This is a genomic window from Mucilaginibacter sp. RCC_168 (assembly GCF_041355315.1).
Taxonomy (GTDB): domain Bacteria; phylum Bacteroidota; class Bacteroidia; order Sphingobacteriales; family Sphingobacteriaceae; genus Mucilaginibacter.
Genome location: NZ_JBFUPN010000009.1, coordinates 32,638 through 56,560, shown reverse-complemented (window position 1 = coordinate 56,560; position 23,923 = coordinate 32,638). Strand labels below are relative to the sequence as shown.

At 43.6% G+C, this 23,923-nt stretch carries 20 protein-coding genes; 7 read left to right on the top strand and 13 right to left on the bottom strand.

Annotation, left to right across the window (positions count from 1 at the left end; translation table 11 throughout):
- Nucleotides 1-73: 73 nt before the first annotated feature.
- The 7 genes from AB6735_RS10015 to AB6735_RS09985 form a co-directional block, all read right to left on the bottom strand.
- Nucleotides 74-928, bottom strand: a complete 855-nt coding sequence (locus AB6735_RS10015) for a BadF/BadG/BcrA/BcrD ATPase family protein (RefSeq protein ID WP_370995790.1) — start codon at nucleotides 926-928, stop codon at nucleotides 74-76.
- Nucleotides 925-1,305, bottom strand: coding sequence for a response regulator (locus AB6735_RS10010; protein WP_370995789.1), 381 nt, complete (start codon nucleotides 1,303-1,305; stop codon nucleotides 925-927). Before AB6735_RS10010 ends, AB6735_RS10015 begins: the two co-directional genes overlap by 4 nt.
- Nucleotides 1,306-1,371: 66 nt before the next feature.
- Nucleotides 1,372-2,724, bottom strand: coding sequence for a TolC family protein (locus AB6735_RS10005; protein WP_370995788.1), 1,353 nt, complete (start codon nucleotides 2,722-2,724; stop codon nucleotides 1,372-1,374).
- 65 nt (nucleotides 2,725-2,789) lie between these two features.
- The gene (locus AB6735_RS10000) at nucleotides 2,790-5,909 is read right to left on the bottom strand and encodes an efflux RND transporter permease subunit (protein WP_370995787.1); all 3,120 of its coding nucleotides are present in this window, start codon (nucleotides 5,907-5,909) and stop codon (nucleotides 2,790-2,792) included.
- 114 nt (nucleotides 5,910-6,023) lie between these two features.
- Entirely contained in the window at nucleotides 6,024-7,106 is a 1,083-nt protein-coding gene (locus tag AB6735_RS09995) for an efflux RND transporter periplasmic adaptor subunit (protein ID WP_370995786.1), read from the bottom strand.
- Between the two features lie 23 nt (nucleotides 7,107-7,129).
- Complete coding sequence (locus tag AB6735_RS09990; protein WP_370995785.1) at nucleotides 7,130-7,573, bottom strand: MarR family winged helix-turn-helix transcriptional regulator; 444 nt, start codon at nucleotides 7,571-7,573, stop codon at nucleotides 7,130-7,132.
- Nucleotides 7,574-7,877: 304 nt separating this feature from the next.
- On the bottom strand, nucleotides 7,878-8,234 hold the full coding sequence (locus tag AB6735_RS09985) for an endonuclease domain-containing protein (protein ID WP_370995784.1): 357 nt from the start codon (nucleotides 8,232-8,234) through the stop codon (nucleotides 7,878-7,880).
- A gap of 255 nt (nucleotides 8,235-8,489) precedes the next feature.
- Between AB6735_RS09985 and AB6735_RS09980 the strand changes: the two genes are divergently transcribed.
- Nucleotides 8,490-10,292, top strand: coding sequence for a M61 family metallopeptidase (locus tag AB6735_RS09980; protein WP_370995783.1), 1,803 nt, complete (start codon nucleotides 8,490-8,492; stop codon nucleotides 10,290-10,292).
- A 482-nt stretch (nucleotides 10,293-10,774) separates the two neighbouring features.
- Nucleotides 10,775-12,100 (top strand): APC family permease, encoded by a 1,326-nt coding sequence (locus AB6735_RS09975; RefSeq protein ID WP_370995782.1) that lies wholly within the window; start codon nucleotides 10,775-10,777, stop codon nucleotides 12,098-12,100.
- Between the two features lie 11 nt (nucleotides 12,101-12,111).
- Here the strand turns inward: AB6735_RS09975 and AB6735_RS09970 are convergent, their stop codons facing one another.
- Together AB6735_RS09970 and gltX are read right to left on the bottom strand one after the other, a co-directional pair.
- Nucleotides 12,112-12,525: a hypothetical protein gene (locus AB6735_RS09970; RefSeq protein WP_370995781.1), complete on the bottom strand. Its 414-nt coding sequence runs from the start codon at nucleotides 12,523-12,525 to the stop codon at nucleotides 12,112-12,114.
- Nucleotides 12,526-12,883: 358 nt separating this feature from the next.
- Nucleotides 12,884-14,413 carry a glutamate--tRNA ligase gene (gene gltX, locus AB6735_RS09965; protein WP_370995780.1) on the bottom strand — a complete coding sequence of 510 codons (1,530 nt, stop codon included), beginning with the start codon at nucleotides 14,411-14,413 and terminating at the stop codon, nucleotides 12,884-12,886.
- Nucleotides 14,414-14,594: 181 nt separating this feature from the next.
- Here gltX and AB6735_RS09960 point away from each other — a divergent pair, with 181 nt between their 5' ends.
- Nucleotides 14,595-15,809 (top strand): sensor histidine kinase, encoded by a 1,215-nt coding sequence (locus AB6735_RS09960; protein ID WP_370995779.1) that lies wholly within the window; start codon nucleotides 14,595-14,597, stop codon nucleotides 15,807-15,809.
- Nucleotides 15,787-16,386: a DinB family protein gene (locus AB6735_RS09955; protein WP_370995778.1), complete on the top strand. Its 600-nt coding sequence runs from the start codon at nucleotides 15,787-15,789 to the stop codon at nucleotides 16,384-16,386. Before AB6735_RS09960 ends, AB6735_RS09955 begins: the two co-directional genes overlap by 23 nt.
- On the opposite strand, the gene AB6735_RS09950 is transcribed toward AB6735_RS09955, so the two are convergent.
- Nucleotides 16,387-16,761, bottom strand: a complete 375-nt coding sequence (locus AB6735_RS09950; RefSeq protein ID WP_370995777.1) for a DUF6249 domain-containing protein — start codon at nucleotides 16,759-16,761, stop codon at nucleotides 16,387-16,389.
- Nucleotides 16,762-16,995: 234 nt separating this feature from the next.
- Nucleotides 16,996-17,685: an SIMPL domain-containing protein gene (locus AB6735_RS09945; RefSeq protein WP_370995776.1), complete on the bottom strand. Its 690-nt coding sequence runs from the start codon at nucleotides 17,683-17,685 to the stop codon at nucleotides 16,996-16,998.
- A 315-nt stretch (nucleotides 17,686-18,000) separates the two neighbouring features.
- Here AB6735_RS09945 and AB6735_RS09940 point away from each other — a divergent pair, with 315 nt between their 5' ends.
- Nucleotides 18,001-18,582 carry an RNA polymerase sigma factor gene (locus AB6735_RS09940; protein ID WP_370995775.1) on the top strand — a complete coding sequence of 194 codons (582 nt, stop codon included), beginning with the start codon at nucleotides 18,001-18,003 and terminating at the stop codon, nucleotides 18,580-18,582.
- Complete coding sequence (locus AB6735_RS09935) at nucleotides 18,579-19,085, top strand: anti-sigma factor (RefSeq protein ID WP_370995774.1); 507 nt, start codon at nucleotides 18,579-18,581, stop codon at nucleotides 19,083-19,085. Before AB6735_RS09940 ends, AB6735_RS09935 begins: the two co-directional genes overlap by 4 nt.
- Nucleotides 19,086-19,446: 361 nt before the next feature.
- Here the strand turns inward: AB6735_RS09935 and dapF are convergent, their stop codons facing one another.
- Nucleotides 19,447-20,241: a diaminopimelate epimerase gene (gene dapF, locus AB6735_RS09930; RefSeq protein WP_370995773.1), complete on the bottom strand. Its 795-nt coding sequence runs from the start codon at nucleotides 20,239-20,241 to the stop codon at nucleotides 19,447-19,449.
- A 187-nt stretch (nucleotides 20,242-20,428) separates the two neighbouring features.
- On the opposite strand from dapF, the gene AB6735_RS09925 reads away from it, so the two are divergent.
- Nucleotides 20,429-21,967: a Do family serine endopeptidase gene (locus AB6735_RS09925; RefSeq protein WP_370995772.1), complete on the top strand. Its 1,539-nt coding sequence runs from the start codon at nucleotides 20,429-20,431 to the stop codon at nucleotides 21,965-21,967.
- A gap of 246 nt (nucleotides 21,968-22,213) precedes the next feature.
- Here the strand turns inward: AB6735_RS09925 and AB6735_RS09920 are convergent, their stop codons facing one another.
- The gene (locus AB6735_RS09920) at nucleotides 22,214-23,911 is read right to left on the bottom strand and encodes a hypothetical protein (RefSeq protein ID WP_370995771.1); all 1,698 of its coding nucleotides are present in this window, start codon (nucleotides 23,909-23,911) and stop codon (nucleotides 22,214-22,216) included.
- Between the last annotated feature and the right edge of the window lie 12 nt (nucleotides 23,912-23,923).

Here is a 23,923-nt window from a genome sequence, read left to right as displayed (position 1 = left end):
CAAAGGAGCTATTTGCAGGCAGCCGATCCGTTTGATAAGTACCAATGAACTATTGAACCAATGAACCAAGATGTTACTCCTCGTTCCTCTTCAAAATAAAGGCCATCAGATCATTGATGGGTTGCTTGATCACCTTGCCAGTTTTTACGCCTTGCTGATGGCAAAGCGCGGTTAACTCTTCGGCAAAAAAATAGGCGATAGAGCCTACAAAATGACATTTGTAACGATGATATTCGGGGTATGATTTGATGTTGGTATCAATAAATTCCAGTAAGCCTCTTTCCAGCAGTTCCTGACCGTATGGGGTGGTTTTTATTTCGCTTACAAAACGCGAGAACGAGGCCAGGTAGGTATTGGCATTGGGCCGCTGATATACGTTCTTGATCACGATCTCTTTATTCAATCCATATGCCTTATCAAACGCCTCATTGATATCGGCGGGCATATTGCCATACAGGAAATCGGTAATGAGGGCTTTGCCAAACCAGGTGCCCGAGCCTTCGTCGCCTAAAACAAAACCCAGGCCATGCTGGCCGTCGTGTATATTATCCCCATCAAAATAGGAGATGTTTGATCCCGTACCCATTACACAGCAAATGCCTTTTTCGTGCCCGCAGGTAGCGTAGGCACAACCCAAAAGGTCGCTATCGACACTGATAAAGGCTTTGGTGAACAGCTGGCTGATCGCGTTTGAAACAATCTCGTGCCTGTCCGGACTGGAGCAGCCGGCGCCGAAAAAATATATTTCGGAAATATCATTAGCATAAGCTACCATATCAGGAGCCTGGTCCTGTATTATTTTGGCTATTTCTTTTTCGGTTAAAAAATATGGGTTTAATCCGGCGGTTTTGAATGATACCGGCTCCTGCTTTGGGAGGCTGAGCAGCCAGTCTGTTTTGGAAGATCCGCTATCGGCAACTAAGATCATGGACAAATTTCTTCGAGCGCTTTAACTGTTAATGGCTTATGTATAAATTGGGTAATGTACTTGTTTCCTACCGACTCTTTCCTATCTGTTGGGTCAAGGGAGGAAGAAAGCATAAATATTTTAATATCTTTTTTATTGATCAAAAGCGTATCGTATTCCTCTAAAAATTCAAAACCGCTCATCATGGGCATGCGCACATCTAAAAAGATAACATCTGGTTTTATAGTACCCTCCCGGAGCGAATTTATAGCTTCGGCTGGCGATTGTCTTACAATGATCTGCTCCGCGAAGTTACTGTTTTCCAAAATCCTGCGCGTAACAAAGTTATCGATGTAATTATCATCAATCAACAGGCAGGTTTTGTAGGGATTTAACATTGTTTCAAAAATAGCTTTTTAAAGCAATTTAAGAAACATACGCTATAAATAAATACTTATTAGTACTTAATAAATATTAATGCTGCTGGTGATCTGTTTTAAAGTAACTTCTGCAAGTTTTGACTGATACTGAGCTGCAAAGAACTTGGATTGCGCATCCAGGTAATTACGCTGGGCCTCTCTGATCTCTAAAGGCGTAATATTACCCAGCTTATATTTTTCTAATGATATATCCAGGTTCTTTTTAGCTATGGTAACGTTAGCCTGCTCCAGTTTAATGAGGTCGAGACCAGATAAATAGCTCACAAAAAAGTTATTGATCTGCGCCTCTACGTTCAGCCGGGTTTGTTTGGCGCTGATATTGGCATTGTCGATCTGTATTTTCGCGTTCTTTTCGCGTCGGTTTTGGTTAAAGCCATCAAAAATATTAATAGAGGCGGTCAACCCATAATTTAAGCCATGCACATTTTGCGACAGCGTAAAGCCAGCCGGTGTTTTGCTATTAGAAAAAGTATAGCCCGAGGTTAAACCTACCTGCGGATACCGGGTTGAGCGCACCTGCTTCAGGTTAATCTCGGCTAAACGCTTATTGATCTGTGCCGATAAAATGGCCGGGTTTTGTAACTGGGCGCTGTTAATAATTTCGGCAAGGGTTAGTTTATCATCAATCAGGATGGTATCAGCTACGGTAAAATCGGTTTGCAGGTCGCGGATCAATAACTGGTTGAGCTGTATTTTGACAGCCTTGAACTGCTGATATTGCGTAACCAGGTTGGCCGTATCGGTATTGAGGTTAACCTGCGCGTTCAATACATCAAGTCCAGATGCGCGGCCAACTTTATATTTGTCATTAGCATAACGCAATTGCGTGCGCGAAATATCGATAGCCCCTTTGAGCGCTTTGATCTGCTCGTTTTGATTGATGAGATCATAGTAAGTAGTGATCACATTGGCAACGGTGGTTTGGATGGTATCCTTTAGCCGGATAGCGCTTAGGGTATCAACGGTTTTTAACTGATCGTAATTGGCAAACATATTAAAGCCGTCGAAAATGGTCCAGTTAAGGTTTACGCCATAGCTATTATTGGAGTTATGGGCATTAATATTATTAACCGTGCCATCATTACGTGTTTGTTTGGTGTTTTGCCTGCTGTTGTTGGTGGCAAAATTGCCGGTGAGCTGCGGCAAAACACCGGCATTACCCAGCGTAACATTGTTTGCCGCGATGGTTGAATTATTTTGCGACAGCTTGATATTATAGTTGTTTTTAAGAGCTATCTCCACAGCCTCCTTCAGCGTAAGCAAAGGAGCATCCTGAGCCCAGGCAGTTACGCTGAAAACCAGACTGCAAAAAATACAGAAAACTATTTTCCTGATTTTGGATTTCGGATGTTCGATTTCGGATTTAAAGTTTAGCATTTGGTTTTTGATTTCGGAATTTGGATGCCCGATCCCGGATTCATTATTCTGTTAATTCTTTAATTCTATAAATTTAATTCTGGTTCAGATACCTTCTTCGCTTCAGCGTCTTCCGGTTCGTGATCGGGATCCCGGCGGGTTTTGGAGGCGAAGATCACATACATCAACGGGATAATATAAAGAGTGAGGATCAGCGAGAACAGCATACCCCCCATAATTACAATACCCAATGATACACGGCTTTTGGCACCCGCGCCCAATGCAAAGGCAATAGGCACAGAGCCCAGCACCACGGCCAAGCTGGTCATTAATATCGGGCGTAAACGTGCGGTCGCAGCCTCAACTGCGGCTTCATATTTAGCAATACCGTGTTCCATGCGCTGATTGGCAAACTCCACAATGAGGATCCCGTTTTTAGTTACCAGACCCACCAGGGTAATGATACCAATCTCGCTGAAAATATTCAAGGTTTGATTAAACAGCCACAGGGATAAAAACGCGCCCGAAATAGCCAGCGGAACGGTAAGCATCACAATAAATGGATCCATAAAGCTCTCGAACTGGGCAGCCAAAACCAGGTATATCAGCAATAATGCGAAGCCAAAGGCGAACAGGATGTTTGATGAACCCTCGGCATAATCCCGTGACGGGCCGCTTAGGGCGGTGCTGAAGGTATCGTCCAGTATTTCTTTGGATATGCGGTCCATTTCTTTGATACCATCGCCAACGGTACGGCCAGGCGCTAAACCAGCCGATACGGTGGCCGATTTATAACGGTTAAAGTGATAAATAGCCGGCGGTGTTGCGCCTTCGGTTACTTTTACCACATTATCCAGCTGTACCAGGCCGCCTTTGGTGCTGCGCAGGTAAACGGATTTCAGATCGAGCGGTTGGTCGCGGTTGGCGCGATCTACCTGGGCAATTACCTGGTATTGTTTACCGTTGATCAGGAAGTAATCCAAACGGCCGGCGCTATAATACAGTTGCAGGGTTTGGGCGATATCATCAACGGACACCCCCAGATCCCGTGCCCGGTCACGATCGGTAATTACCCTTAATTCGGGCTTGGTGAATTTAAGATTTACGTCAGTCCCCTGGAATACCGGGCTTTTGGATACTTCAGAAAAGAACTTAGGCAGCGCCGCGCGTATTTTCTCAAAATCCTGGTTCTGGATCACATATTGTACGGGCAACGAAGTACGGGCGCCGCTACCGCCGCCACTGATAGTTTGTTCCTGTATTACGTTGGCACGGGCATCGGGCATTTTGCTTAGCTTTTTACTGAGCCAATCTGCCAGTTGCTGTTGGGTGCGACCGCGTTCGTCAGGGTTAACCAGGCCAATACGGCCAAAACCGGTGTTGGATGCACCGCCGCCAAATGATGGTGAAACGATCTCGAAGTTAACCCGTGCTTCCGGAATGGAATCTTCTACCAGCTGCGCTGCCTTGTCCATATATTTGGTCATGTACTCGTACGTAGCACCTTCAGATCCGGTAACGGTATAGCGCAATAAGCTGCGATCATCCAACGGGGCCAGCTCAGAAGGGATGATCCGGACCAGCACGCCAATAATAAGCAGAGATATCGCCAGGATCACGAATGATACCCAGCGCACCTTCATAAACTTAACCAGCGTTTCGGTATAGGAGTTGGTCATGTTCACAAAGAAGGGCTCGGTTTTTTCGTAGAATTTTGATTTTTTGTTGCTCTTGCGGATCAGCTTTACGTTAAGCATCGGTGTTAACGACAGGGACACAAATGCCGATATCAATACCGCGCCGGCTACCACCACCGCGAACTCACGGAACAAACGACCCGTAAAGCCCTGTAAAAACACAATGGGTAAAAACACCGCCGCCAGCGTAACCGAGGTAGATACTACCGCGAAAAAGATCTCGGCCGAACCTTCAAAGGCCGCCTTGCGAATGGCCATTCCGGCCTCTACCTTTTTATAAATGTTCTCGGTTACTACAATACCGTCATCCACTACCAGGCCCGTTGCCAGCACAATGCCCAGCAGGGTTAATATATTGATGGAGAAACCAAAAATATACATAATGAAGAATGCCCCGATCAACGATACCGGGATATCGATGAGCGGCCGGAAAGCGATAAGCCAATCGCGGAAGAAGAGATAAATGATGATAACCACTAATACAAAGGATACGATGAGCGTTTCCTGTACTTCGGATATCGACTGGTTGATGAACCGGGTATTATCCAGCGCCACATTTACCTTAATATCCGGCGGAAGGTCTTTTTTAATCTGATCCAGACGTTTGTAAAAATCTTTGGCTATCTGCACATAGTTGGCACCAGGCTGCGGTACAATGGCCAGGCCGATCATTGGCACGCCCGACTCCTTAAAAATAGTTTCCTCGTTGGCCGATCCTAAAACGGCATAACCTACATCGCGCAAACGCACCACACGGTTGCTGTCTGACCGGATAATGAGATCGTTAAAATCCTTCTCGGTTGATAGTTTACCTAATGCCCTGATGGTTACCTCGGTATTATTACCCTCAATTTTACCGGCAGGCAGCTCCACGTTCTCTTTGGCTAAAGCTGCGCCAATATCTGTTGCGGTAACACCCTGGGCGGTTAATTTATTAGGGTCAATCCACAAACGCATAGCGTACTGGCGCTGTCCCTGTATGTTAATGGTGCTTACACCGGGAATGGTTTGCAGTCCCTCCTGCAACACATTTTCGGCATAATCATCCAGCTGGTTAATGTTACGGGTATCACTTTGTACTTCCAGGGTAATAATCTGGTCGGCGCTGGCATCGGCCTTGGTTACAACCGGCGGCGCATCGATATCCTGGGGTAGCTGGCGCTGCGCTTGTCCAACTTTATCGCGCACGTCATTTGCGGCGGTTTCCAGGTCGGCATCCAGGTCAAACTCCACGGTAATGTTACTGGAACCTACCGAACTGGTTGATGACAGGTTACGGATACCCGGAACGCCGTTGATGGCTTTTTCCAGCGGTTCGGTGATCTGCGATTCAATTACATCGGCATTGGCGCCGGCGTAGCTGGTAGATACCGAAATAATGGGCGGATCGACAGAAGGAAAGTCGCGCACCCCTAAAAATTTATAGCCGATGATACCGAACACAACAATGGCTACCGACATTACTGTGGCCAATACCGGCCGCTTTATACTGACTGAGGATAAACTCATAGCTTTTTTTTATTAATTATATTTAGCCTCACCCTGCCCTCTCCAAAGGAGAGGGTTCAAAAACTTTTGTTTTAAAGTCCTCTCCTTTGGAGAGGATTTAGGTGAGGCCATACTCTATTTTATCACTTTAGCAATTTTCAAAGGAACTTTTGATCGCATTTGTATAATACCCGATACTACCACACTGTCGCCGGGTTTCAGGCCATCAATGATCTGTATTTTGGTATCGGTACGTATATCGGTTTTTACTGGTTTGCTCATGGCCACGCCGTTATGATAAATATAAACCAGGTTGCTTTTCAGGTCGGGAATAACCGCCTGTGTGGGTATCAAAATGGTTTTAGGTATCTGATCGAGCGTTAAATTAATTTTGGCAAAACTACCGGCGGTTAGTAAGCCTTTGGGGTTTGGTGCTTTGGCCCGCACGGTAATGGTGCGTGAGTTAACGTCAATGGCCGGGTCAATAGCATACACCGAGGCGGTAAAGGTTTCCCTGGAGCTTTCGGTAGTAAATTTAACTTTGCTGCCGGGGCCAATAATAGAAAGATACCTTTCGGGTACCGAGAAGGTAAGCTTAGCCGGATCGATATTAACCAGCTGCGCGATGGAAGTTTGGGGCGACAGGTAGCCACCCGGACTCACATTACGCAAGCCGATAGTGCCGGAAAACGGCGCCCTGATCTCGGTACGGGTTATTTGTGCTTTGATCATATCGCCCTGGGCCTTTAATGAGTTTAAGGAGGTTAAAGAGGTGTCATACTCCTGCTGACTTATGGCTTCTTTTTGAAGCAAAACCTTATTGCGGTACTCATTTTGTTTGGCCAGTGCCACCTGGTAGTTCACCTGTTGAAGCGATGCTTCCAGGTCCTGGTTATAAACCTTAACCAGCAGTTGCCCTTTTTTCACTTTGCTGCCTTCGGTAAAATAGATGCCGGTAATATTGCCGGCGGTTTGGCTCACCAGGTTTACCTTTTCGTTGGCGTCAATGGAGCCGGTTACATCTATGATATTGTTTATGGCGGTATCCTTTACAATCATAATATTAACGGATACGGGTCCGTTTTTGCGCTTGCCGCCTTTGCCTCCGGCAGCTATAGCAGCAGCAGATTCCTTGGCGCTTTTGCTAAAGAATTTGTTGTAAATTAAATAAGCAACCAGCAAAGCCAGCGCGGTGTAAATGATATACCTTGTTCTCATATTAAATGGATCATTTTTGTGATTTAGCTTTGATCAGTTGTTGTTAAAGGTTTTATATTGTTTTGCATTTGAAGTAATACGCGTTCAAATATTTTCATATCATCAGCAGATATTCCCTTGGCGATTTCGGCATTGATGTTTTTAAAGGTGGCCACAATATGCGGAACAGCGAGCTTTGCTTTTTCGGTAACTTTCAACAATTGTTCGCGGCGGTCGGCCGGATTGTTTTCCCGGTACACAAATCCTTTGGCGCTAAGCAGGTTTATAATGCTTACGATGGCCGATTTATCCTTGCCGAGTTTTTCGGCCAGCGCTTTTTGTGATAATTGCCCGTCGTGATGGTAAATAAGCGATAGCACATAATGATACCGGTCTACGTCCAGGTGTTTTGTACTTTTAACAATCAGGCTTTGGTACAATTTACCCAAACGTATCAGTTTGCGGGATATGGGTTCTATTAACGACATTATAAGGTGACGCAAACTTAAATGGTATACAGCACAAATAGTTGTATGTATCAACCATTTTACAAGGTTGGTTTTAGGGTAGCAGATGTGGTGGAGAGGACTTGCACTGGGCAAAGTATAGCGTCGACGACTCACCCCGGCATCGCTGCGCTTGCCGACCCTCTCTTCGCCTGCGGCGGAAAGAGGGTGGAGGAGTTTTTGTTTTTATTTCATCATATCCAAATTTTCAAATCCCCTCTTTTCAGCGAAGCTGAAGAGAGGGTGACCAAGCGCAGCGATGGTCGGGTGAGTCGTCTGCGGCGGATTACAACATTTCGCTGATCTTCGTCAAAACCTGTTGTGTATTATTCAATATATCCTCGTTTGTAAATCGCAGGATATTAAGATTTAAGGAAGCTAACACCTCATCCCTGTTTTTATCATGGTCTTTTTTAAGCAGATGTATTGGTCCATCGGCTTCTATTACCAATAAGGCTTCGTGACAATAAAAATCGGGGATGTAGTAAAAATTTCTTCCAAAGGTGGATTTAACACAGATGGGATATTGTCGTAGGAACATCCTATTAAACAAAGCTCTGTTCCGGAGATGCCGCCACAGGAGCTTTTCTGCGGGTGTTTCCCTTTGCCGTAATTCTCTGCATAAATCAGTAATGGATGACATGCCTAAATGTAATTAAAAAGTTCAAGAGCCCACCCCGGCATCGCTGCGCTTGCCGACCCTCTCTTCGCCTGCGGCGGAAAGAGGGTGGAAGAATTTTTTTGTTTTTTTATTTCCACCATACTCAAACTTTCACAAATCCCCTCTTTCCGGCGAAGCCGGAGAGAGGGTGACCAAGCGCAGCGATGGTCGGGTGAGTCGATTCTGCGACATCGTTATCCCCAATTTTTTGAACACATAAATTTTTTAACTTGCGCCATGAAACCACTTAAACAGATCATTACATTTTTATTAATCATATCTTATATGAGTCCATCTATCAGTGAGGCGCAAACTACGGCCAATATATCTTATACGGTGTCTTTCCCGGAAGCGCAGGCGCATTATGCTGATATTGAAATGCATATTTCGGGCTTAAAGCAAAACACGCTTGATCTTAAAATGCCTGTGTGGACACCCGGATCGTACCTGGTGCGGGAGTTTGCCAAAAACATTGAAGCTTTTAGCGCCGATGCCGGCGGAAAAACGGTTGCATCGCCCAAGATCAATAAAAACACCTGGCGCATTGCCACCAAGGACATATCAACCGTAAATATTAAATACCGGGTTTATGCAAACGAGATCTCGGTGCGTACCAGCTATATCGATGCCTCGCACGGCTTCCTGTCAACCTCGGGAATCTTTATTTACCCGGCTAATATGCTGCACCAGGCATCAACCATCCATATTAAACCCTATAAAGACTGGAGCAAGGTTTCAACCAGTCTGGAAATGGTGAATAATGATCCTTTTACCCGAGTATCGCCCAATTATGATATCCTTTTTGACTCGCCTATTGAAGTAGGTAATCAGGATGTTTTTGGTTTTGATGCAGCGGGTGTAAAGTATGAGGTGTGTATGTATGGCGGCGGCAATTATGATAAAGAACGCCTGAAAAAAGATCTGCACAGCATTGTGGAGCAGGAAACGGCTATTTTTGGCGAGAATCCCAACAAACATTACGTTTTTATTGTACATAATCATTTACGTGGCGGCGGTGGCCTGGAGCATTTAAGCTCTACGGTTTTGGGTGCTTCGCGCGATGCTTATGGAACCGAAAAAGGTTACCAGAACTTTTTGAGCCTGGCCGCGCATGAGCATTTCCATTTATGGAATGTAAAACGCCTGCGCCCGATAGTATTGGGTCCCTTTGATTATGATAACGAGAACTATACCACCAATTTATGGATAGCCGAAGGATTTACCGAATATTACCAGGAAATAGCGGTTCGCCGTACCAACCTGTATCCGCCCGAAAACTACCTGGATGTATTGGCCGGAGAGTTCAATATCCTGGAAAACCTGCCTGGTAAAAATGTACAGACTGTAGCAGAATCGAGCTTTGACGCCTGGATAAAGGCTTACCGCCCGAACGAGAACTCCAACAATACTACCATATCTTACTACAACAAAGGGGCGATAGTTGGAATGATGCTTGATCTGGAGATCATCAACAGCAGCAAGGGCAAATATGCGCTGGATGATGTGATGAAGTACATGTATACTGAGTATTACAAAACCAAAAAACGCGGCTATACCGATGCGGAGTTTAAACAAGGATTTGAAAAGTTTGCCGGTAAAAAGCTGGACGATTTTTATAAAAAATACATCAATGGTTTAACCCCGGTTGATTATAATAAATACCTGGGTTATGCTGGTTATAAAATAGTAGACGAGCTGGCCGATAACAACGACCCGGCGCTGGGCATAGTTACCGCCATCACTCCCAATAAAAAACTGATAGTTACCAGTGTTGTGCGTGGAACATCGGGCTATATAGATGGCATTAACGTTAACGACGAACTGGTTACTATTGACGACGTTGCTGTTACCGACGCGGCAACCATGCTAACCGGTAAAAAAGTGGGCGATAAAATAAAGATCGGGGTTATTCGCGACGGACTGCCGCTTACACTGGACGTTACCTTGCTTAAAAGCGCGCGCGTGAAGTATAAAATTGTACCGGTTGATAATGCAACCGCACAGCAACAACTGGTGCGTAAAAAATGGCTGAGTTTATAATTGTCTGAACCGGAATTTATAGAATTTAAGAATTTCCAGAATAAAATACGCTTATGTAATAGTTTCTGTTTTTTCATCTATAAATCAGGGCTTATCATTCGACCGATTCGTAAATTCTATAAATTCGGGTTCAGACAGAAATTTTTTTCGTATATTTAGGGGTATAAACTCCATGGCCCTGCTTACTTGAAAAACGTAAGCAGGGCCATTTGCTTAAAGGGACAAAAAGAATTAAAAGCAGACTGTTTGGTATGTAGTTTATTATAAGCCAATCCTGTAAATCTTTTTAAATTCCCTAAATCCTGTCCAGAATTTGTTAAAAAGTGTTAAAATGGATGGTTTTGACTCAGTTTTGAAAGGTTTTTGACTCGTTTTTATCTTGTTTTAGTATCGAAAAGTGTTAAAATCAGGCTTTAAAAAGTATTTTTAAAATATCCGTTGTTTGATTTTTGTAATAAAGCTAAATTGTATTTTTATAGTTCATGCCATCAGCCGCAGCCTTAAAAAAAATCAGACCGATACAGCTTGTCGCTGTTATTTTCTTTACCGTCTCGGGTGGGCCCTATGGTCTGGAGCCGTTGCTGAGTTATGCCGGTGATCATGGCGCATTATTGGTGCTGCTGATAACCCCATTGCTTTGGGATGTACCGGCCATATTCACCGTATTGGAACTGAACAGCATGATGCCCATCACCGGCGGCTATTACAAATGGGTAAAATATGCCCTGGGCACGCGCTGGGGCTTCTATGAAGGCTGGTGGACCTGGCTCTATACCTTTGTCGACCTGGCTATATATCCGGTTCTGTTTGTACAATACGCATCGTTCTTTTTTCCGGTCTTGCTGCAGTACCAGGTGCCAGTGTGCCTGGTCATCATCTGGGCTTCGGCGGGACTAAATATACTGGGGATAGTGCCTGTAGGTAAAGTATCACTGTTTTTGAGCGCGGCGGTACTGTCGCCGGTTATTATTTTAATAGTTCTGGCTATTCATAAGCATGGGGGCAGTTTGAGCATCCCGTCATCCTCCTTAAAAGGGATCAGTTTCCCCTCTTTTGGGATGGCTTTGTACACCGTAATGTGGAATTGCCTGGGCTGGGATAATATAACCACCTACGCCGAGGAGGTTGAAAAGCCGGTAAAATCGTACCGGGTATCTATGGTCATCGCTTTTATCCTGGTGATGGTAGTTTACTTTTTTATCACCTGGATAGCCCAGCAATCGGGTATTAACCATGATACTTTAACCAATGATGGTTTCCCGGCATTGGGCGTGTTGGTAGCCGGCCGGTGGCTGGGAATAGCCATAGCGGCCGGTGGCATGGCCAGTACGCTGGGTATCTATGCAGCTGTATTACTATCGGTATCAAGGGTTCCGCAGGTGATGTCTGAAGATCATTTACTGCCTGCCGGGTTAAACAAGCTGCACCGCCGCTTTAAAACACCTTATATATCCATCATTATTTGTTCGCTGGTGGTTAGCTTTATGGTACTATGGACCTTTGCCGATCTGTTGATCATTGATGTAACCGTTTATGGTGCCGGATTATCCCTGGAATATATAGCACTGGTAAAGCTCAGGTTAAAGGAACCGCTTAAAGTACGGCCATTCCGAATCCCCTTAAGTATCACCGGACTTTGCCTGGTATTGATTTTTCCTTTTGTGGTTTATGCAGTGGCATTAGGTGGCGCATTGTCGTCAACACCCGAAGCATTGAAAGCCGCGGTATTTGCAGTAGCCGCATTACTAAGCGCCGAAGTGGTATGGCGTATTATTTTAATTCGCAAACCCCATTTAAAAACAAATTGAGAGGGTACAATTTAGTTAGAAGCTTTAGCCAGCCTGCTGATGATGGGTGCTTCAAAAATAGCAGATAGCACGCCTGGGATGTTTTTGCTTTCAGCAGGTTTTTTGAAATCTTCGGGATAAAAGATGTGGTCAACCCCAAGAGCTTTTAACAGGCTATCGGTTTTGGTATGGGCGGCATTTTTATAACAGCATACTTTTATTTTGCTGTACGCTGGGTTACTAACTATGCGGCGCAATATTTTTTCTATGTCCTTAATCAGGTGGTCATAATCAAATATGACTACGTTGGGTTTGATTTCATGTATGGTTGGGAAAATACTACTCACCACAGAAATATGCCTGAACATTTTGTTGTCAGCCAGTAAACCAACCGAAAAAGTATCGGCAGCAACCAATAGAACATTCTTAGATCGTATACGGATCATAGCCAATTAATTAAGGGGGGCTTATAAAATTAGAATTTAAATATCATTCCAACAAAATATTATCGCTAATTGTAATAATATTGATACAAAAAAAGTGTAATTGATGTAAATGTTAAAATTCTGACACTCAGTATTTTCTAATACAATAAATAAATTTCGTTGAAAGTAAAAGGATGCTAATAAGTCCGCCGAAGAAAAAATAATACTTTATTATTTTTTCTGGCAGATTGACCTTATTACGATATTAGGAGAATGTTTGTTTCGATATTTTGGATATAAAAAACAACCATTGCCCGCAGGCAATGGTTGTTAGAAATGATAAATAACTATGTTGCCGGCTTATAAAGCCGGCTTATTTTCAGGCCGGACTGCTAAACGCTTCTATGGCTCCGGCTATCCTGCTGATGGTTTCCCGTCTGCCCAATAATGCGGCTATGTCAAATACATGCGGGCCAAATTTGCCGCCAACCAGCATAATGCGGAATGGCAGCATCACATCGCCTGCTTTTAAAGCTTTTTCATCCATCAGGGCTTTAAAAGCTTCCTCAAAGCTGTGGGCTTCCAAAGCGGTTTGTTCGCTGTTTAATAAAGCGGTAAGTGCGTTAAAGAAATCGGTTTTAGTGTCTGTCCACTTGGGTTTTACCGCGTTGAGGTCATATTCTTTGGGTTGCTCAAAAAAGTATCCAGCCTGCTGATAAAAATCGGTTAGCAAAACACAGCGGTCTTTTATTAAGTTGATTACGGTTAAAAGGTAATCGTCATTATTGATTGTAATTCCTTTTTCTTCTAAAACTGCTTTTACTTTCGGCTTTAGGCTTTCAGCATTAAGCCTTTTAATCCATTCGGCATTGAACCATTTGGCTTTTTCAAAATCAAATTTAGCGCCGGCTTTACTTACCCGTTCCAACGAGAATTTTTCGATCAGCTCATCCAGCGTAAACAGTTCCTGGTCAGTACCATCGTTCCAACCCAGGGTTGCCAGCAGATTTAAAAATGCCTCGGGTAAAAAACCCAGTTCACGGAAACCGGGGGTAAGTTCGCCTGTTTTGGCATCAAACCATGTCATGGCATATACCGGGAAACCCAGGCGGGCGCCATCGCGCTTACTAAGCTTGCCATGACCATCCGGTTTTAATATTAAAGGTAGGTGTGCCCATTGCGGCATATCAGCTTTCCATCCCAGGTAATCCCACAGCAGTAAATGTACGGGAGCAGAAGGTAACCATTCTTCACCACGAAAAGCGTGCGAAATTTTCATTAGGTAATCATCCACAACTACCGCTAAATGGTAGGTAGGCATACCGTCGGCTTTGAGCAGCACTTTATCATCAACCTGGTTGGTTTCAAAACTTACGTGCCCCCGGATCATATCATTAAAGCTGATGGTTTCGTCGGCAGGCATTTTTATGCGGATCACGTGTGGTGTACCGGCATCAAGCAAGGCATCCACCTCATGCTGTGGCAGCGAAATGGAATTGCGCAAGCTATCGCGATAGGCTTGTCCGTATTGAAAATTAGGGATCTCTTTACGGTTCTTATCCAGTTCTTCTGCTGTATCAAACGCGTAATAGGCGTGGCCCTGCATTACCAGGCGTTCAGCATATTCCCGATAAAGCGCCTTACGTTCACTTTGACGATATGGAGCATAAGGGCCTCCAGCGACGGGACTTTCATCGGGTAGCAAGCCGCACCATTTTAAACAATCTAAAATATATTGTTCAGCACCCTCTACATAACGGGTCTGATCGGTGTCTTCAATTCTTAAAACAAATTCGCCATGATGTTTTTTGGCGAATAAATAGTTAAACAATACGGTGCGTACGCCGCCCAGGTGCAAACCGCCCGTTGGACTTGGCGCAAAACGAACTCTTACTTTTTTATCGGTCATGATGGGGCAAAGATAATTTTATTACCGGGAAGTTTGAAAGCGCATCTGGTTCATAGATCATAGTTCATGGTTTTTGACGTGAATTAAACATATCGGGGCTATGAACTATGATCTATGAACCATCGGCTAACAAAAATTATATATTCCAAATCAATTTTACGTTATTTGGACTGTGCCCAGTATGAACCCATACCAACAGAAGAAGCGCTGGAAATATTTTCTGCTCGCGTTTGCCGTGGTTATTGCCTTTGGCTCTTTATTTTATACCCGCTATCTGGTTAAAAACATAGCCCGCTCCGAGCGTACGCGCGCGCAGGTTTGGGCCATGAGTATGCGACAGTTATTTAATTCGGATGATAATGATTTTTTGCAGTTTACAACAGGTGTGCGTGATAGCTTAACCGTCCCGGCCATCGTTGTAGATTCAAAAGGAGATTTTCTATACAGCAGGGGATTAGACACTACTAAGGTTTTTGTAAAACTTCAAGCTGAAGGAAGTAAGACAAAAAAATACGATCCGGAATATTTTAAGTCGGAGCTGGATTATATGAAAAGACAGCATGCCCCTATTAAATTATTAGTTTTGGGCGAACATTGGCTCGTATATTATAAAGATTCGCCTTTATTGCAACAATTGCGCTTGTTCCCTTATGTTCAGTTAACGGTGATCGCTATATTTTTGCTGATGGCATATACCGCTTTCAGCTCATCCCGTAAATCTGAACAGGACCAGGTATGGGTTGGTTTGGCCAAAGAAACAGCCCATCAGCTGGGGACGCCCATATCATCACTAATGGCCTGGATTGAGCTGATGAAAGAAAGGTTCAATGCCGAAGGGGATACCCTGATAGCAGAAATGGAGAACGATGTACAACGCCTGGAAATAGTTGCCGATCGTTTTTCAAAAATAGGATCGAAGCCTGTGCTGGAAGAGCACAGTGTTTATGCTGTGGTTAAAGATTTTGTTGATTATTTTAAAGTGCGGGTGAGTAAGAACATTAGTTTTGAAATGACCGGCAACCCGCACCTTAAAGCCGGACTTAACATCCCCCTGTTTGACTGGGTATTGGAAAATTTACTAAAAAACGCAGTGAACGCCATTGAAGGCAAGGGAAGCATCCATATAGAAATAGGGGGCAACAAGGTAAAAAACCAGGTTTTTATTGATGTAACGGATACCGGCAAAGGCATACAGCGCTCCAAGTTTGACACGGTTTTTCAGCCGGGTTACACCACGCGTAAACGGGGCTGGGGTTTGGGATTGTCATTAACTAAACGTATGATAGAGAATTACCATAACGGGCAGATATTTGTAAAAGATTCCGAAATAGGTAAGGGAACAACATTTAGGATCATATTAAAAAACACACGGAATGATAAGCAAACCATCTCCTGAGGAATATTCACCCTTTGCCAGCAGGTATATAAACCTGGTTCCAGATACTCAGGTTATTGAGCTATTGGAACGTTTAATGGATTCGAGCTATCAACTGTTCAGTAAACTTACAGATGAACAGGCCGCTTACGCCTATGCTCCTGGTAAATGGACTGTTAAACAGGCGCTTGGTCATATGATTGATACCGAGCGTACCTTTGCTTACCGGGCCCTTGTTTTTTCACGAAATCATATTGAATTGCCCGGGTTTGATCAGGATGTTTATGTAGATAATGCTGATTTCAATACTCAAAGCATACAGGACCTGGCGGCGGAATTTAAGGCTACCCGCTTATCAAACATTTATATGATCAAAGGGTTTAGCGAAGAGCAATTACTGCGTACAGGTATTGCCAGCGATCACTTGTTTTCGGTACGGGCATTTGTTTATATGATGGCCGGACACGAATTATATCATATACAGTCTTTTAAAGAGAAATATCATATTTCGGACCAAATAAATATCGAAAAATGCGCTAAACGCCGAAAAGCCCCTGTTAAAACAGACGCTTTAAGTCGACGGAGAACTTACTACTGATTATTTCTGAAGCGTAAGCTCGTCTTTATCTATTACTTCCTTTTTTTCTATCCGGTAGGAGAGAATCAATCCAGCTCCGCCGAAGATGGCAATCAGGGCAACGTAAAGGAAAAAGGCCTCGTCGTCCATATAGCGGAATACGGAATGATCTAAAATAAAGGCCAGAAATAAACCGACACCTGAGCCGATGAGTAATAATCCCCATTTTAAGTTTTGATAGGGGGCAGATTGTGGTTTGTAACTACGTGGATCCATACCACGTTCAATCATCGCCAAATTTTCTCGTTTTTTCAAATAAACGATCCCAAAGACCATGGCAAGAAAGCCAAGAGAAACGATGATTACCATTAATATAGCCAATTGACTGGTTTCCATAATATTTAATTTTAATTAGTTAATTAATTTTTTCTTGTTTTTAAATCACCATTGCGATGTATTTGCAGGGTATGACTACATTGTTTTTAATCAGGTTACACCTTTAGTGAAAAAAAGAGGGGTTAAAGGAGAAAGGTCAAAGATGAAAGGCTTTTTTGAGGTGATACCAAATAAAAAAGGCGAAAGTTTTAACCTTTCGCCTTTGACCCTTAACCTTTTGCCTTGCGGCAGCAACTACTTTATCTCAAACGTAGCCTGTATCTGGAAGCTCAGTTTTATCTTTTTAAAATCGATGTCTGATTCGGCAGGTCCGGCAGCATCGGCGGCGGCTGATTTAAACATCATCATAGCGCGTGGCTGAGGAAAGCTGCTGTTATCACTTTCGCTGATGCTTATAGCAGAGCCCAATTTATCACCCAGCCCATTTACCAGGAAAGCGGCTTTATCACGGGCCGATAATAATGCTTTTAATTTCAAGGTGTTTTTCAACTCATTGATCTTTGAATAGTCATAACTCTGGATATTGGTTGATTGGATGCCTTTTGGATCAACCTTAGCCAGTATCTGGTTGAATTTATTCAGGTCGGTAACTTTAACCAGGTATTGTTTGCCAGCCAAAAAATCAGGAGTTTTTTTCTTTTGATAGGTGTTGTTCCAGGCCGAAACATCGTTTATTGTAAAATCTTCGCGGGGAATACCAGCGTCTTTTACACCTTTTTCCAACTGATTTTCCAAAACATCAATAGTAACCCGGTTTTTACCATTCATATATTCCTGTAAAGAAATAGAAAGATATATAATGTCGGGGGTAACTTCTTGTTCGGCGATGCCTGTAACATCAATTTTGCGGCGCAGGTCAACTGTTTGTGCGAAGGTTCCGTAAGTAGTCATAATTAATACTGCAAGGATAAGTAGCTTTTTCATGGGGTAAATTGTTTTTAGATTGCGAAACGGAGCTGAACCGTATTGTGTTTGTTTGGAGTTCAGATGTGGTTTCTTGTGATAGTTATTTTTATAAATATTATATGTTATGTGACTATGATAACGTGCCAAAAGTTTAATATGTAACAGGTGTTATAATTTATTTGTGTTGGGGGCTAGTTATTAGGTTTGTATAAAGCTACAGTTTTTGTTTGAATTTAAGCTGATAGAAGGTAGGCGGCCGGCTTAAATTTTCATTAAATTTACATAAACCCTGTAACCTGATTTAAAGCCGCGGCGTCAGAGAGGTTGTAACACATGCAGAGCAAGCTTTCAGATATCGAACTTATTGAACAAACCCTGGCAGGTAACCAATCGGCCTATGCCGACCTGGTTAAACGGCACCAGCGTTTTGTATTTACCCTGGCCATGCGTTTTGCCAAGGGGCGGGAAGATGCTGAAGAGATTGCGCAGGATTGTTTTATAAAAGCGTACCGCTCGCTGGCATCGTTCCAGGGGCAGTCGAAATTTAGTACATGGCTGTACAGTATAGTTTATACTACAGCGATGACATTTTTAAGAAAAAAAAGGGTAGCAACAGATTCCATTGATGATGAAAATACCTTTATACAGGTTGAAAGCCGCGAGTCGGGCTATGACACTAATAATATAGAAAATAAATCAAGATCGTTTTACCTTAACCAGGCCATTGATCAACTGCTGCCCGATGATGCAACCATCATTACCCTGTTTTATAAAGGAGAGCAATCACTGGAAGAAATTGCCCAGGCATTGGGAATGGAAACAAACACGGTTAAGGTTAAACTATTTAGAGCACGCCAGCGTTTGAAAGAGAAGCTGGAGCAAAATTTAAAACAAGAGGTGAAAGAACTGATATGAACACGATTGAGGAAAAACTCTGGAATTATATTGATGGCACCTGCAGCCCTGCTGAGCAGGATGCCATAGCCATGCTTATTGAGCAGGATGAGGTGTATGCTCAAAAGTATCAGGAGCTACTGGCACTTAACCAGGAATTTGCCAAAATGGAGCTGGATGAGCCACCGATGGCTTTTACTTATAATGTAATGGAGGCCATCCGTACAGAGAATGCCATGCAGCCATTAAAGGCAAACATCGATAAGCGCATTATCCTGGGCATCGCTATTTTCTTTGTATTTACTATCCTGACTTTACTAACATTTATATTTGCCAATATTCATATTTCCGGAATTAACATCAACGCTGCGGATATTAAACTACCCGCCGGAGTAAAATTACCCAGTACCAATAGCCTTGTTAGCGGACCGGTGTTAAAGTGGTTTTTGATATTTGATGTAGTACTTGCCTTATTTTTAACGGATGCTTATCTGCGTAGAAAAAAGACCGCCAGTCACTTATAAAATTGTTGTATAATGTGTATGCCAAAACCGACAAGTGACCATACAATTAGTCAGTTATGTAATCTATGTATCAGATTTTGAACATTGCTAAGGTATCTGAATTACATAATCATAAAATTTACAACCATCGACAATTTTGGTATAGTAATTGTATAACCTTACATGAACTGGTAAACTTACCAGTTTAATTGTGATAAGGTTTAGGTTGAAAGTCCCCCGGAGCAAGTCTGGGGGGCTTTTATTTTTTTACCCCCTAACCCCCTAAAGGGGGGACTTTTAATTAGCAAGGTTGTCTAATAAATGGGCAAAAAAAATGCTCTGCAATGATAGCAGAGCATCAGGAATTTCAAAAGCTCCCCCTTTAGGGGGTTTGGGGGCTCACTTCGCCGCTAAATACCTGCACAGCGGGGCCTTCTAAAAAAATATCGGTAAATACTTTTCCGTCGTAGTTAAAACGGATGTTCAAATCGCCGCCTAAAACTTTGATTGGGGTGGTGATGTGCCCGGTTTTTTGGTTATGACTGGCCATAGCCAGGGCTACGGCTGTAACACCTGTTCCACAGGCAAAGGTTTCGTCTTCAACCCCGCGTTCAAAAGTGCGTACAAAATAGCCATCGCCGGTGGGTTCCACAAAATTAACGTTGATGCCTTTTTCACGATAGATAGCATTATTGCGGATAGCTTTACCTTCCTGGTATACATCGCGGTGCTCCAGATCTTCTACTTGTTTTACGTAATGGGGCGAGCCGGTATTCAGCACATAGGCATCGTTATCGGTATTGATCTGATCAACATTGATCATTTGCAGACTCACCCAATCGCCACTGTCTGAAATTTTGGCATGGTGCGGTCCGTCAACCGCCAAAAATTCAGTTTCGTTATTAATGATGCCCAAAAACTTAGCGAAAGCAACAATGCAACGTCCTCCATTACCGCACATGCTGCTGGGCGCTCCATCGGCGTTATAATAAACCATCTCAAAATCAAAACTTTCCTTATTTTGCAGGAACATCATACCATCGCCACCGATACCAAAACGGCGGTTGCACAGGCTTGAGATTAGCTTGGGGTTGGAATGATCTATCTTGTTTTCGCGGTTATCAACCAGTATAAAATCATTGCCGGCGCCCTGGTATTTATAAAATCGTATATTCACAATAATGTCATTTAATATCAGCTACTTAAGGTAGTTCAAACTTTAAACCGCAATTAACTGGTCCGGTATTTTCAATTTAACAAATTTTAACAAAAAACTCTTTAACTAATGGTTGACTATGTAGTCTATATGGTATTAAATTTGAGTTGTTAAATTATATAAACAAAATAAAGAAAGGCAAATATAAATGAAAAAGATAGGTTTAACACTATTAACCGCTTTTGTGGGAGGTGCACTTGCTTTAGGCGCATATAAGGTTATCGAGAACAAATACTCCGATAACATGAGCTTTGAGGAAAAGCAAAAGGTATATTTTACAAGCAATAAAATGGCGCCGGTAGTATCATCAACCGGGTCGCTTGATTTTACAGAGGCAGCAGCAGCAGCAACCCCGGCGGTAGTATATATCCGTACTACGTACAGCAGCCAATCGGGCGGTAGTCAGGATATGATGGAGCAAATGTTTGGTGATATGTTTGGTCAGCGTATGCCACAACGCGGTCCGCAAATGGCATCTGGCTCAGGCGTTATTATTTCGCCCGATGGCTATATTGTTACCAATAACCACGTGGTTGAAAAGGCTGATAAAATTACAGTAGCCACCAATGATCACCGTACTTTTCAGGCTAAAGTGATTGGTACAGACCCAAGCACCGATCTGGCGTTGATCAAGATTAGCGCGAACGACCTGCCTATTGTTAAATTGGGTAACTCTGATGAAGTTAGGGTAGGTGAGTGGGTACTGGCCGTAGGCAACCCGTTTAACTTAACATCTACTGTTACCGCTGGTATTGTGAGTGCTAAAGGCCGTAATATAGGTATTATTGGCAGCCAGGATAATGGCGATGACGATAATCCGTTTGGTCGTACACGTAATCTGCAGAGCGCTCCGAAACTGAATAAAGCGATCGAATCGTTCATCCAAACAGATGCGGCTATTAATCCGGGTAACAGCGGTGGCGCCCTGGTAAATACCAAAGGCGAGCTGGTGGGTATTAATGCGGCTATCGCATCACACACTGGTTCATATGAAGGTTACGGATTTGCTATCCCTGTTAACCTGGCCAAAAAGGTATTGAACGATATTAAAAAGTACGGTACCGTAAAACGAGGATTTGTAGGTGTAAGCTTTACCGAGCTTAATCCTGATGTGGCCCAAAAACTAAGCATCTCTAACACCAATGGTCTATATGTGAACGATGTGGTATCTGGTGGCGGTGCTGAGCAGGCAGGTATTAAAAAGGGTGATATTATTACCAAGGTAGAAGGTACCCCTGTATATGAATCATCCGATTTGCAGGAGCATGTTGGCCGTATGCAGCCTGGTGATAAATTGAACATAACTGTATTGCGCGATGGTAAAGAGAAAACATTTGCTGTGACACTTAAAGCAGATGCCACCCCAACCAACCGTACTGCCGCCGTTTCAAAATCGGCCGAGGAACTGTTCAATAAACTGGGTGCAAGTTTCCAGCCATTAACCGGTGCCGAAAAAGCCAAGTTCCATGTAAACTCCGGTGTGAAGGTAACCCAGGTGCGCCAAGGCCATTTGTTTGATAATTTTGAGATCCCTGTTGGATCAGTGATTACCAGCATCAATAAACAGCCTATCAACAGCGTAGCTGATATTGATAAAGCCATCACCAACCTGCGTAACGGTAACTTGGTTATTTCTGGTTACTATCCAGACGGAACAAACTTTAACAATATGTTCCAGGTGCAATAAGTGAAATTTAAATAATTGATTGTTTAAAAAGACCCGGCTATCATAGTCGGGTCTTTTTATTGGGGAAAGTGACAAAAAGTGAAAACGATGTAAACCCAATTATAACAAAATGACTGGCTTGTTTAGGGTAGTCATGTCTATGTTTGAAAGGGTGTCATGGTGAGCAGGCCTCTGCGCTCTACCCTTAGACGGAGCTCAGGGTGACAGCCTCTTTTTAGAAAGGTTTTTCGATATCATTTAATCCCATCAAAAAAAACTCACACCTACTGTCCAGCCAACCCAGCCGGTCCAGCTATTGCTGTTGTTGATGAAGCTATGATGCAGGTCCCTCACATAGGCGTATCCATTAACTGGGTTGCGCTGATCAGAATAAAAAAGGTTAAGCAAGGGTCCGGCATTGATAGAAAACGCTTTGGCAACACGGTAGGTTAAAGCGGCATCAAGCTTGCCCAGCAGGTTGGTGCGTGCCCAGTTACCCTGGTAAACATATTGTTCACTTATTTCGGGGTTAAAGGCCAGATGTTTGCCCATGCCCAGCTCGCGGCCAAACCCAAGCCCGAAAGCGTATAATTTATTATTGTTGTTTACCCTAAGGCCTCCCATCCACATGGTGTACAGGTTTTTACTGCCTGTTTTAAGGGCTACGTTGGCGTTCAATGTTTCGTTGGATGAAAAGGCCAGTTTATGATAGCCGTAACGTACAATATTGATCAATCCAATACTGTAACCCGATGAGGTATCGGCTATATTGATCAATCCCAATTGTACGCCGCGCAGGTTGCGGGTATAATTAAAAAGTCCGGCCACTTGCACCCCGCTGTATTTTTGCCCGGCGATATTTCCCAATGCGGCCAATTGTATACCCCTTACCGAGCCCCGGGTGTGATTATACAAGCCGGCCACCTGTATGCCGTTCAGATCACGTTTTACACTGTTATGCAGGAGCGAAAGCTGTATCCCCCGAACGCTGCCCAGTACATTATTGTACAAACCCCCAACCTGTATCCCGTTTACATTACCACCTACCACGTTGAATATGCCGGCTATTTGTACCGCGCCCACGTCGCCTTTATCCAGGTTAAAAATAAGGCCCAGTTCAAAACCGTCAGCCCCGGCATTATAACCGCCAACAGCGTTCAGGGAAATCGAGTTAACTACCTGACCGCTAAATTCGGCATGGGTGCTTACACCTGGTATGGCCGATGCCTGGAAGGGAGCCTGCGCTATGAGGCCATGCAGATTGGCTGCCCTTATCTTTTGCGATGCTGATGTGAAAAGGCGACCAAGGGCGGTGTGCTCAATGCCGTCATCCTCATTACTCACCATGTAGCCATCCTCATCCAGTTGCGATTGGTTGGGGTTTACAGTGACACCAGAGAGGAAAGTGACCGTAGTATCTCTGTAATATTCCTTACTTACCGTTAGCATTACGGGTTTGCCGTTGTTTTTAAGGCGAAGCTCAAAGTGGCCATCCTTACCGGTAAGGGTGGACTGCAGCAGCGAGCGGTCATACACACTGGCATTTTCCAGTTTTTTGCCGCTGCGATCGTCGGTTACAAAACCGCTGATGCTATACTCGTCATTTTCTGCAATGGCTTTTTCGGTAATTAAGGATAGCTGTAAGGGGGCGTAGCGCAGGATCACAAAACTGCGCGTTTCCTTATACTCAAAACGATTCAGGAGCATACGGTCGAGCACTTCCTTTATGGTCCAGTTATCAGCATCCAGCGTTACCAGGCTATCTGTTTTGACGATATTGCTGTTGTACGAAAAAGTAAAATTTCCCTTTTGCTCGATAGTTTTTAACACTGTGCCTAAACGCATGTTGCTGACATGGACAGATATGTTCTTGGCGAGGATAGATTCACCTTCGGTTGCCCGGCTAATAGCCGGAAGTGTAAATATGATCAGGAAGAAAAGGATATATCTGTGCAAGCTGTACATAAGGTAATTTCG

Bases quoted from the DNA above. Each gene is read 5' to 3' on its own strand.
- AB6735_RS10015 (WP_370995790.1), bottom strand. From the start codon at position 928: ATGATCTTAGTTGCCGATAGCGGATCTTCCAAAACAGACTGGCTGCTC.
- AB6735_RS10000 (WP_370995787.1), bottom strand. From the start codon at position 5,909: ATGAGTTTATCCTCAGTCAGTATAAAGCGGCCGGTATTGGCCACAGTA.
- AB6735_RS09985 (WP_370995784.1), bottom strand. From the start codon at position 8,234: ATGTCATCCATTACTGATTTATGCAGAGAATTACGGCAAAGGGAAACA.
- AB6735_RS09925 (WP_370995772.1), top strand. From the start codon at position 20,429: ATGAAAAAGATAGGTTTAACACTATTAACCGCTTTTGTGGGAGGTGCA.
- AB6735_RS09945 (WP_370995776.1), bottom strand. From the start codon at position 17,685: ATGAAAAAGCTACTTATCCTTGCAGTATTAATTATGACTACTTACGGA.
- AB6735_RS09950 (WP_370995777.1), bottom strand. From the start codon at position 16,761: ATGGAAACCAGTCAATTGGCTATATTAATGGTAATCATCGTTTCTCTT.
- AB6735_RS09960 (WP_370995779.1), top strand. From the start codon at position 14,595: ATGAACCCATACCAACAGAAGAAGCGCTGGAAATATTTTCTGCTCGCG.
- gltX (WP_370995780.1), bottom strand. From the start codon at position 14,413: ATGACCGATAAAAAAGTAAGAGTTCGTTTTGCGCCAAGTCCAACGGGC.
- AB6735_RS09940 (WP_370995775.1), top strand. From the start codon at position 18,001: ATGCAGAGCAAGCTTTCAGATATCGAACTTATTGAACAAACCCTGGCA.
- AB6735_RS09920 (WP_370995771.1), bottom strand. From the start codon at position 23,911: ATGTACAGCTTGCACAGATATATCCTTTTCTTCCTGATCATATTTACA.
- AB6735_RS09995 (WP_370995786.1), bottom strand. From the start codon at position 7,106: ATGAGAACAAGGTATATCATTTACACCGCGCTGGCTTTGCTGGTTGCT.
- AB6735_RS09955 (WP_370995778.1), top strand. From the start codon at position 15,787: ATGATAAGCAAACCATCTCCTGAGGAATATTCACCCTTTGCCAGCAGG.
- AB6735_RS10010 (WP_370995789.1), bottom strand. From the start codon at position 1,305: ATGTTAAATCCCTACAAAACCTGCCTGTTGATTGATGATAATTACATC.
- AB6735_RS09980 (WP_370995783.1), top strand. From the start codon at position 8,490: ATGAAACCACTTAAACAGATCATTACATTTTTATTAATCATATCTTAT.
- AB6735_RS09970 (WP_370995781.1), bottom strand. From the start codon at position 12,525: ATGATCCGTATACGATCTAAGAATGTTCTATTGGTTGCTGCCGATACT.
- AB6735_RS10005 (WP_370995788.1), bottom strand. From the start codon at position 2,724: ATGCTAAACTTTAAATCCGAAATCGAACATCCGAAATCCAAAATCAGG.
- AB6735_RS09975 (WP_370995782.1), top strand. From the start codon at position 10,775: ATGCCATCAGCCGCAGCCTTAAAAAAAATCAGACCGATACAGCTTGTC.
- AB6735_RS09935 (WP_370995774.1), top strand. From the start codon at position 18,579: ATGAACACGATTGAGGAAAAACTCTGGAATTATATTGATGGCACCTGC.
- AB6735_RS09990 (WP_370995785.1), bottom strand. From the start codon at position 7,573: ATGTCGTTAATAGAACCCATATCCCGCAAACTGATACGTTTGGGTAAA.